The sequence below is a fragment of the Ralstonia sp. 24A2 genome, from assembly GCF_051783885.1.
Taxonomy (GTDB): domain Bacteria; phylum Pseudomonadota; class Gammaproteobacteria; order Burkholderiales; family Burkholderiaceae; genus Ralstonia.
Genome location: NZ_JBPVZD010000002.1, coordinates 1,416,782 through 1,426,461 on the forward strand (window position 1 = coordinate 1,416,782; position 9,680 = coordinate 1,426,461).

10 protein-coding genes are annotated in these 9,680 nt (G+C 62.5%); 7 read left to right on the forward strand and 3 right to left on the reverse strand.

The features are described 5' to 3' along the window. Position 1: 1 nt before the first annotated feature. Positions 2 to 628 carry a LemA family protein gene (locus ACS13N_RS11525; RefSeq protein WP_438931783.1) on the reverse strand — a complete coding sequence of 209 codons (627 nt, stop codon included), beginning with the start codon at positions 626 to 628 and terminating at the stop codon, positions 2 to 4. Between the two features lie 108 nt (positions 629 to 736). Further along, a complete protein-coding gene (locus tag ACS13N_RS11530; RefSeq protein ID WP_438931784.1) occupies positions 737 to 931 on the reverse strand; it encodes a hypothetical protein in 195 nt (64 codons plus the stop codon). A 102-nt stretch (positions 932 to 1,033) separates the two neighbouring features. Here ACS13N_RS11530 and dapA point away from each other — a divergent pair, with 102 nt between their 5' ends. Together dapA and ACS13N_RS11540 are read left to right on the forward strand one after the other, a co-directional pair. After that, on the forward strand, positions 1,034 to 1,942 hold the full coding sequence (dapA, locus tag ACS13N_RS11535; protein WP_438931785.1) for a 4-hydroxy-tetrahydrodipicolinate synthase: 909 nt from the start codon (positions 1,034 to 1,036) through the stop codon (positions 1,940 to 1,942). 135 nt (positions 1,943 to 2,077) lie between these two features. Then, a complete protein-coding gene (locus ACS13N_RS11540) occupies positions 2,078 to 3,148 on the forward strand; it encodes an IS30 family transposase (RefSeq protein ID WP_438930839.1) in 1,071 nt (356 codons plus the stop codon). Between the two features lie 483 nt (positions 3,149 to 3,631). Here ACS13N_RS11540 and hemL read toward each other — a convergent pair whose 3' ends face one another. Next, positions 3,632 to 4,933, reverse strand: a complete 1,302-nt coding sequence (hemL, locus tag ACS13N_RS11545) for a glutamate-1-semialdehyde 2,1-aminomutase (protein ID WP_438931786.1) — start codon at positions 4,931 to 4,933, stop codon at positions 3,632 to 3,634. A 213-nt stretch (positions 4,934 to 5,146) separates the two neighbouring features. On the opposite strand from hemL, the gene ACS13N_RS11550 reads away from it, so the two are divergent. The 5 genes from ACS13N_RS11550 to ACS13N_RS11570 all read left to right on the forward strand — a co-directional run bounded on the left by ACS13N_RS11550 (position 5,147) and on the right by ACS13N_RS11570 (position 9,609). Then, positions 5,147 to 5,329 carry a rubredoxin gene (locus tag ACS13N_RS11550; RefSeq protein WP_003261842.1) on the forward strand — a complete coding sequence of 61 codons (183 nt, stop codon included), beginning with the start codon at positions 5,147 to 5,149 and terminating at the stop codon, positions 5,327 to 5,329. 283 nt (positions 5,330 to 5,612) lie between these two features. Further along, positions 5,613 to 6,128, forward strand: coding sequence for a response regulator (locus ACS13N_RS11555; protein ID WP_438932839.1), 516 nt, complete (start codon positions 5,613 to 5,615; stop codon positions 6,126 to 6,128). A gap of 42 nt (positions 6,129 to 6,170) precedes the next feature. Next, positions 6,171 to 6,539, forward strand: a complete 369-nt coding sequence (locus ACS13N_RS11560) for a response regulator (RefSeq protein ID WP_438931787.1) — start codon at positions 6,171 to 6,173, stop codon at positions 6,537 to 6,539. Between the two features lie 34 nt (positions 6,540 to 6,573). Next, a complete protein-coding gene (locus tag ACS13N_RS11565; RefSeq protein WP_438931788.1) occupies positions 6,574 to 7,119 on the forward strand; it encodes a chemotaxis protein CheW in 546 nt (181 codons plus the stop codon). Positions 7,120 to 7,389: 270 nt separating this feature from the next. Continuing rightward, positions 7,390 to 9,609: a methyl-accepting chemotaxis protein gene (locus ACS13N_RS11570; RefSeq protein WP_438931789.1), complete on the forward strand. Its 2,220-nt coding sequence runs from the start codon at positions 7,390 to 7,392 to the stop codon at positions 9,607 to 9,609. The last annotated feature ends 71 nt before the right edge of the window (positions 9,610 to 9,680 follow it).

Here is a 9,680-nt window from a genome sequence, read left to right on the forward strand (position 1 = left end):
GTCAGAACTTCACCGCCGGAGCGGTGGAAATACCCTTCTCGTTCTCGACCGTGAAGTTTGGCTTGACCTGATAGCCCATCACCTTGGCCGTCAGGTTGGTCGGGAAGCTGCGGGCCAGCACGTTGTAGTCCTGCACCGACTTGATGTAACGCTGGCGCGCGACGGTGATGCGGTTTTCGGTGCCTTCCAGCTGCGACTGCAGATCGCGGAACGACTGATCCGCCTTGAGCTGCGGGTAGTTTTCCGACACGGCCATCAGGCGCGACAGCGCGCTCGAAAGCTCGCCCTGCACTTGCTGGAATTTCTGGAACGCCGCCGGATCGTTCAGCACTTCGGGTGTGATCTGGAAGCTGGTGGCAGCGGCGCGGGCGCGGGTCACGGCTTCCAGCGTGTCTTTCTCGTGCGAAGCGTAGCCCTTGACCGTGTTGACCAGGTTCGGGATCAGGTCAGCGCGGCGCTGGTACTGGTTGACGACCTCGGCCCACGCGGCCTTGGTGGCCTCGTCCTTGGCCTGGAAGTCGTTGTAGCCGCAAGCAGACAGGAACGGCGCGGCCAGTACGGCCAGCGACAGCGCCAGCCAGCGCAGCACCGAAAAACGCGTCGAACGAACGGACAGGGCAGGGGTCATGAATACCTCGTGATCAGACAGTCAGACAAACAATGTGGCATGAGACCGACATCGTCTCATGGTGTTCCAGCGAACTCTAGCCTATGCGCTTGACGCCTCAGTCGCACATCAGTACGGTATGGGGACTTTTTTGACAATTTCCATGCGCGCGATTTCCTCCGCTTCGTCGATCTGCATCGCACCGGCACATTGCCTGTCGGTTGCGTCGACGCGCGCGCACGCCAAAAAAGCCTCCAAACAGCCGCTCGTCTGACCGGAGCGCTGTTCCGTCAGATGGGCGACGGAACAGCGGCTGACCGCCATGCAAGACACGGTTGACCTCATACCCGCATCTCGCGGGCTCCTGCTTCCCGATGCTCTCCTGATGGTTCTTGATCGGTCGTTGATTTGTCCAGGAGTGTTGTCGTGCTTGAAAATTCATCCACCAATCTGTCTACCAGCGCGCGTCCGTCTTATGCGGGCATCTGGGTGCCCATCGTCACGCCGTTTACCGATGATGCGCAGCGTTCGGTCGATTACGGTGCGCTCTACACATTAGTGGCGCGGTATCGCGCGCAGGGCGTTGCCGGTTTCGTTGCCTGCGGCAGCACCGGCGAGGCCGCCGCGCTGACCGACCAGGAACAGGTCGACGTGCTTGATACGGTACGCGCCGCAGCCGATGGGCTGCCGGTGGTGATGGGTGTCTCGGGCAGCGCCCTGGCCCCCGTGCGGGAGCGCATGCTCAGGCTCGCCGAGCATCGGCCCGGGGCGTTCCTGATTCCCGCGCCTTCCTATATCCGCCCGTCGCAGGACGGGATTCTCGAATACTTCACGGCGCTGGCCGATGCTTCGCCCGTGCCGGTGCTGCTGTACGACATTCCGTATCGCACGGGTGCGAGCATCGATACCGAAACGCTACTTGCGCTGGCCGCGCATCCCAACATTCACGGCATCAAGGATTGTGGTGGAGACGCGGACAAGACCCAGCGCGTGATTGCCGATGGGCGGTTGCAGGTGTTGGCAGGGGAAGATGCGCAGGTGTTCGGCACGCTGTGCGCGGGTGGCGTGGGGGCGATCATTGCTGCGGCCCACGTGCGGACTGAGCTGTTTGTAGAAATGGTGCGGGCGGTGCAGGAACAGCGGCTGAATGATGCGCGGCGGCTGCATCATGCGCTGGCGCCGGTGATTCGGTTGTTGTTTGCAGCGACGAATCCTGGGCCGTTGAAGGCCTGGCTTGCTGCAGAGGGGCAGGTTCGGAATGTGTTGCGAGCGCCTATGGTGGCGGTTTCTGAGGCGTTGGGGCGTGAGTTGGTGGAGGCGGTTGGGCGGGTTTAAGTTTTTGCTTTTTTTCTGTTGGTCCATCCCCGGTATCGTCCCCTGCCGGGGCCGACTCACTTTTCTTTGTCTTGCCAAAGAAAAGTAAGGGCGGTTTCAAGTAGCAAGTGCAACACGTTATCTAGGATGTGTTGCATGGGACAAGACTACGAACACCTGAGCGCCGAAGAGCGTGGCGCGATCTTCGCGATGAAGCTGGAGGACAGGAGCATGCGGGAGATTGCGCGTGCACTGCAACGCTCACCGAGCACGATCAGCCGGGAGCTTCGGCGCAACGGCTGGAAACCGGAACATGAGCGCGGTCCGATGGGGCGCCCCACGATAGCCGGTGGCTACAATGCGGTGCGCGCTGGCCGGCGGGCCTCCAAGTTGCGACGTAAGCCACGTCGCGAACGCAAGCTGCACCGGCAAGGCAAACTGTGGCCTGAGGTCCGCCAGTACTTGGAGAGAGGCTTCTCGCCGGAGCAGGTGGCTGCGCAGCTCAAACGTGTCCATCCCGGCGAACCCGCTTTGAACGTCTCGCACGAAACGATCTATCACGCCATCTACGCCGCTCCACGCGGTGCTCTGCGGCGCGAGTTGGTCAGCCTGCTGCGGCAGGCGCACGGTGCTCGCAAGCCGCGCTCGCGCGGGCAAGATCGGCGTGGGCAGCTCACCGACATGGTGAGCATTCATGTGCGCCCGCCAGAGGCTAACGACCGGCTGATTCCGGGGCACTGGGAGGGCGACCTGATCAAAGGTGCTGGTAACCGTTCGGCAGTGGGCACGCTCATCGACCGCAGCACCTTGTTCGTGATGCTGGTGAAGATCGACGGCAGTACAGCCGAGGCTGCTTTGCAGGCCTATAGCGCGGCGTTCGCTCCTCTGCCGGAGGAGTTGCGCAAGACTCTGACCTATGACCAGGGCAAGGAAATGGCGCTGCACAGCAAGCTCGCCGAGGCGACTGGCATCCGGATCTACTTCTGTGATCCACACAGCCCCTGGCAGCGCGGCATCTGTGAGAACACCAATGGCCTGCTGCGCCAGTACTTGCCAAAGGGAGCGGACCTGTCGGTGCTCTCACAGCGTCAGCTTGACGCGATCGCGTTGCTGATGAACACCCGACCACGCAAGACGCTCGGCTGGCGCACACCTGCAGAAGCCTTCATTGAGAACTGCGCCAAGCAGGGCATTGTGATTGACCCCGCTGTTGCACTTGGGGCTTGAAACCGCCAAGCAAAAGAAAGGCGCGCCCGAGATGGCGACCCCCTCCTTGGATTTTTGTCGCGGGGAGGGAAGGGAGGCAAACTCGCTTCGCTCAGACAAGCCTCCCTTCTTTATCCTCCCCGCAACAAAAATCCAAGGCGCCATCAAGGGCAGGAACGTCAAAAACAAAGGCCAACCCCTCGCGAGGTTGGTCTTTGTCGTTCTGGTGGGTGCCCAGACGGTTTGGCTTTGGCCTTTGACTTTCCTGCCCTATGCGGCGCCTTGAATTTTTGTGAGCGGGCGGAAAAAGGAAGGAGGCTGTCTGAGCGAAGCGAGTTTGCCTCTTTCCCCGCACGGTCACGGAAATTCAAGGAGTCTTTCGCCGCATCGGGCGCGCCTTTCTTTGCTTACTTTCTTTGGCAAGACAAAGAAAAGTGAGTCAGCCCCGGCAGGGGATGAAACAAGGGACGCACCGCCAAGGCACATCCCCCAAGGAGCCAAAATTCAAACCGCCTTAAACGCCTTCCGAGCTGCAGCAAACGTCGCATCCAAAATCGCATCGTCATGCGTAGCCGAAACAAATCCAGCCTCAAACGCAGACGGCGCCAGATACACGCCCTCAGCCAACATGGCATGGAAGAACGCATTGAAGCGCCCAACGTCACTCTTGGTCACTTCAGCAAAGCTGGTCGGCACGCCTTCACGGAAGTAGATCCCGAACATGCCGCCGACGCTGTCAGCGGCAAACGGCACGCCAGCTTCGCGGGCAATCTCGGACAGCCCATCCACCAGCTTGCGCGTCTGCACAGCCAGCCGGTCGTGGAAGCCATCCGCAGCAATCAGGCGCAGCGTGGTCAGCCCGGCAGCAACCGCTAGCGGGTTACCCGACAGCGTGCCGGCTTGATACACGCTGCCCAGCGGCGCGAGGAAGCCCATGATGTCGCTGCGGCCGCCAAACGCTGCCGCTGGCATGCCGCCGCCAATCACCTTGCCCAGGCACGTCAGATCCGGCTTGATGCCGTACAGCGCTTGCGCGCAACCCAGCGCCACACGGAAACCCGTCATCACCTCATCGAAGATCAGCACAGCGCCGTTCTCGGTGCACAGCGAGCGCATGGCCTGGTGGAACTCGGTGCTGCCTCGCACCAGGTTCATATTGCCGGCCACCGGCTCGACGATCACCGCGGCGATTTCCTTGCCGTGGCGCGCAAACGCCTCGCGCAGGGCGTCGACGTCGTTGTAGGGGAGCACCATCGTGTGCTTGACCACGTCTTCCGGCACACCAGCGGAGGATGGCGCATTCTGCGTGGTATCTGCAAAGGTCAGCAGGCCCGAGCCGGCCTTGACCAGCAGGCTGTCGGCGTGGCCGTGGTAGCAGCCCTCGAACTTGACGATCAGGTCGCGCCCGGTAAAGCCGCGCGCCAAGCGCAGGGCGCTCATGGTCGCCTCGGTGCCCGACGACACCAGTCGCACCTGCTCGATCGACGGCACGAGCTTGCAGATTTCCTCAGCCATGACGACTTCCGCCTCGGTCGGGGCGCCGAACGAGAAGCTGTCGGCCGCCACCTCCTGCACGGCACGCACGACGTCCGGATGCGCGTGGCCGACGATCATCGGGCCCCACGAGCCGACGTAGTCGATATAGCGGGTGCCGTCGGCGTCCCACATATACGGGCCAGCTGCCTTGGCAATGAAGCGCGGCGTGCCGCCCACCGAGCGGAAGGCGCGTACCGGCGAGTTCACACCGCCAGGGATGGTCTTCTGGGCACGTTCAAACAGGGCGGCGCTGCGGGAAGGAGTCGACATGGATGCAGTTGCAAGAGAGAGGCGCCGCGCAGAGTGACGCTGCGGCACGGATTAAAGGCAGTTTGAGGCGATTATGTGGTGGTTTGCCGCAGATCCAGGTTGGATACAGTCAAACACCGTGTCCGCCCGGCGCCTGTTCTGGCGCACCCGGGCGTGATTCGGTACCATCTGGCCTGCCATTTTAATAGACGGAACCCACCGAAGCTTTGCCCTATGGAACAACAGATTGAATACAAGACGTGGATGTGCCTGATTTGCGGCTGGATCTACGACGAAGAACAAGGCGCACCGGATGACGGCATCGCGCCCGGCACGAAGTGGGAAGACGTGCCCATCAACTGGACGTGCCCCGAGTGCGGCGCGCGCAAGGAAGACTTTGAAATGGTGCAGATCTGAGCCGGATCTGACGTGTCTCCCGTCGGCAAGTGAGCGGTTGCCCTCTTGCCGACAGCCAAATATCAGGAAGTGACGGTTCGATGAATAGGCTCGTCGCTTCCATGCCACAGGCGCCCAGCGGACAGTCGGCGCCATTGACGGCGAATAGGTGACTTGTCACACTTCGTCAAATTCTGAGCTTCACACTTCATAAGCGGGCCGGGGGGCGTAGTTTTGAAGTCGTCGCCAGCGTGGGCCCTTTTTGGGCACGCCGCGTCGATTTGCCGCGATCCATCCGGTCAGAATGTCGTGGCGACCCGTGGTCGCGCAATGCGAGAACATGATGCAATCCGCGCGGGTGGAACAACTGACCGAATCCCAACCGCTGGCGAATTCACCGCCGGCGAACTCCTTGGCGCCCCTCACGGGCTGCAAAGTGCTGGTCATTGATGACTCCAGCACCATCCGCCGTACTGCGCAGATTTTCCTGACCCAGGCTGGTTGCCAGGTCGTGCTGGCCGAAGACGGTTTCGACGCCCTGGCTAAAGTTGGCGACCTGAAGCCCGATCTCGTGTTCTGCGACATCCTGATGCCGAACGTGGACGGCTACCAGACCTGCGCGCTCATCAAGAAAAGCCCGAAGTTTCATGCCACGCCTGTGATCATGCTGTCTTCGCGCGACGGTATCTTTGACCGCGCGCGCGGCCGGTCGGTCGGGGCGGTCGATCACCTCGCCAAGCCTTTCTCCAAGGAAGCGCTGCTGGAGGCGGTCCAGACCCATCTGCCGGCGGCGAGTGAATCTCGTGGCGCCGCCGCATGATGGCACCCCGGACGGCATCTCTCTAATTGAAGGACTGTTTGTATGGCAATCAAGAAAGTGTTGGTGGTCGATGATTCCCCGACCGAAGCGCTGCACCTGTCGGAGATCCTCGGCAAGGGCGGTTTCAAGGTGACGGTTGCAGCCGATAGCGACCAGGCCATGGCCAAGCTCGAATCCGAAGCCTTCGACCTGATCCTGATGGATGTGGTGATGCCCGGCCAGAACGGCTACCAGGCCACCCGCGCGATCAAGAAAGACGAGCGTTTCCAAGACATCCCCGTGATCATGTGCACGACCAAGGGGCTGGAGACCGACCGCGTGTGGGGCATGCGCCAGGGCGCATCGGACTACATCGTCAAGCCGGTCAAGGCTGAAGAGCTGCTGGAAAAGATCGCCAAGCTGCCGCAATAAGCCGAGCCAGCCGTCGACCCGGAACACCACGGATATGAGTGAAACCCGCACGAACCTGACCTCCCGCCAGCGCCTGCATGAATACCAGGCGATGCTGGCACGGCGCCTGCAAGAAGCGCGCGCCAAGTCGTCGACGGAAGGCTTCCTGGGCGTGCAGATCGGCGACCAGCACTGGCTGCTGTCGCTGTCGGATACGGGCGAGGTGCTGGACTACCAGCCGCCCGCACGCGTGCCGCTCACGCAGCCGTGGTACCTGGGCCTCGTGAATGCGCGGGGCAATCTGCTGGGTGTGATCGATTTCGGCCAGTTCTGCGGCGAAGCGCCGACGGCCGGTGGCACTGGCGCCAAGATCGTGGTGCTGTCCAAAGACCCGCAGCGTGCGTGCGCGATCATCGTGCCGCGTGTGGCGGGGCTGCGCAGCCTGACCGATCTGCAGCCGGTCGAGGCTGAGCAGGACGAGAACCGCCCGTGGCAAGGCCGCGCCTGGCGTGATGCGCAGGGCACGCTGTGGCGCGAGATGGACGTGCGCCGCCTGCTAGCCGATCCGGCCTTCCTGCAGGTGGGCCGCAGCCGCGCGTAAAGCGCGCGGCAACCGTAGTGCAAGACCCGGTCTCAGGATTGGCTGGGCAACGAACAAGAAAAGATTAGGCACATCCGCAACGGGAGCGGGTGGGCGCAAGGGGCAAGATGCGGTGCGTGGCGCGGCAACAGGACGCGCCATTTTGTGCCGATATGCACTGCAGAAGGTGCGGACCACGCCGGGCAAGACAAGGCGAGGCCGCGGACGGGAAATCCATGCTGCTGATCTCGGGAAAACGGGACGGCCGCATCGACAAAACAAGAGGGTCCTATGGGGTTCAAGTGGTTCAACGCAGGTCGCCGAGCTGGGGCGCCGGAGGTTGCAGGAGAGGGTGCATCGGCCGCCTCCGCGCAGTTGGATAACCCCCACGTGGATGACGACAATCCCGCTGGCACGCCCACGCAGCTGGGCCGCACGCCCATGGATGCCGTGGTCGACTGGATGGAGCGTGTGCCGTTTGCCGCGCAGCAGCGCGTGTTCACGATCGGCCTGGTGGTCGGCCTGCTGGCCCTGCTGACGTCGGTGTACCTGGATAACCGTCAGGCCAACAACGGCTCGGTGCAGATTGAAATTGCCGGTGACACGCTGATGCACTCGCAGCGTCTGGCCAAGGCGGTTCCGGTTGCATTGCTCGGTAACGTCAACGCATTCGCGCAGCTCAAGGAGAGCCGCGCGCGTCTGCAGGAAAACCTCGAAGCCCTGAAGAACGGCAACTCCGATCGCGGCGTGCGCGCCACCATCGGAAGCGACTCTGAAGTCCTGCTCGACAAGGCGATCGACGAATGGAAGCGCAGCGACAAGAGCGCCCAGGCCGTTCTGTCGCAAGAGAAGACCCTGGTGGCCGTGGGTAAGACGCTGAACGTGTTCAACGCGTCCAACCCCGAACTGCTGGAAGAAGCCGAACAGATCTCGTCGATGAAGCTGCAGACCAACGCGCCGGCCCGTGAAGTGGCCGCTTCGTCGCAGCTCGTGATGTTGACGCAGCGTCTCGGTAAGAACATGAACGAGTTCCTGGCCGGTGAAGGCGTGAACCCGGAAACGGCGTTCCTGCTCGGTAAGGACACCAACACCTTCCGCGAAACCCTGAACGGCCTGCTCAACGGCTCGGAAGCGCTGCGCCTGTCGCCCGCGACCGACCCCGAGACCAAGGGCTACCTGCAAGAGCTGTCGACCCGCTTCGACAACGTGCAGAAGACCACGCAGATCATTCTGGAAAACCTGCCTGGCCTGATTGCCGCCAAGCGCGCCCAGCAGCAGATCTTCAACGACAACGAAAAGCTGCGTGCCGACCTGTCGGACCTGCAATCGACCTATGCAGGTAGCGTGCGCAGCCGTCCATTCACCCTGGGCGCGGTGGTGCTGTCGGCCATCCTGACCGTGGTCTGCCTGGCCGGCCTGGCTGCCCTGTACCTGCGCGATTCGCGCGTGCGTACGATGGAAGCAGAAGCCCGTCAGCGTGAAGCTGAAGAACGCCGGATGGTGGAAAAGCGCAACAACGATTCCACCCAGGCTGCAATTCTGCGTCTGATGAACGAGCTGCAGGACATCGCAGATGGCGACTTGACCAAACAGGCCACCGTGTCGGAAGACATTACCGGCGCCATTGCCGACTCGGTGAACTACACCGTGGAAGAACTGCGCGAGCTGGTCGGCCGGGTGCAGCAGACGGCCGAGCAGGTGACGCAGGCATCGTCGGCGGTGGCCGTGACGTCCGAGGGCCTGGTGGCCGCATCGGAAGAACAGTCGCGCCAGATTCGCCAGACCGGTCAGTCGGTGGTGGAGATGGCTGACCGCATTACGCAGGTGTCGCGCGGCGCTGCTGAATCGGCCAACGTGGCACGCGCCTCGCTGGCGGCAGCCGAGCAAGGTCAGCAGGCGGTGCAGAACGCCATCACGGGCATGAACGACATCCGTGACCAGATTCAGGAAACCTCGAAGCGGATCAAGCGCCTGGGCGAATCGTCGCAGGAGATTGGTGAAATCGTGGAGCTGATCTCGGACATTACCGAGCAGACCAACGTGCTGGCACTGAACGCTGCCATCCAGGCGGCATCTGCTGGTGAAGCCGGTCGCGGCTTCTCGGTGGTGGCAGAGGAAGTGCAGCGCCTGGCAGAACGTTCCGCCGAGGCAGCCAAGCAGATCGGTGCGCTGATCCGCACGATTCAGACCGATACGCAAGACGCGGTGCACGCGATGGAGCGCAGCACGGCGGGTGTGGTGGAAGGGGCGAAGCTGTCCGATAACGCCGGTGCCGCACTGGTGGAGATTGGCCGCGTGTCGCGCCAGCTTGCCGAACTGATTGAGAGCATTTCGCAGACGACGTCGCACGAAGCAACGCTGGCGTCTGACGTGGCGCAGAACATCGAACAGATTCTGCACATCACGGAACAGACGTCGACGGGTACGCGCCAGACCGCGCAGTCGGTGCGCCAGCTCACGCAGCTTGCTGAAGAACTGCGTGACTCGGTGGCGCGGTTCCGTATCGCGTAATTCGCCTGACATCGGGCCTGACACCGTCGTTACTGGATTTCGGGCGGGAACGCTAAGCGGCAACCGCCACC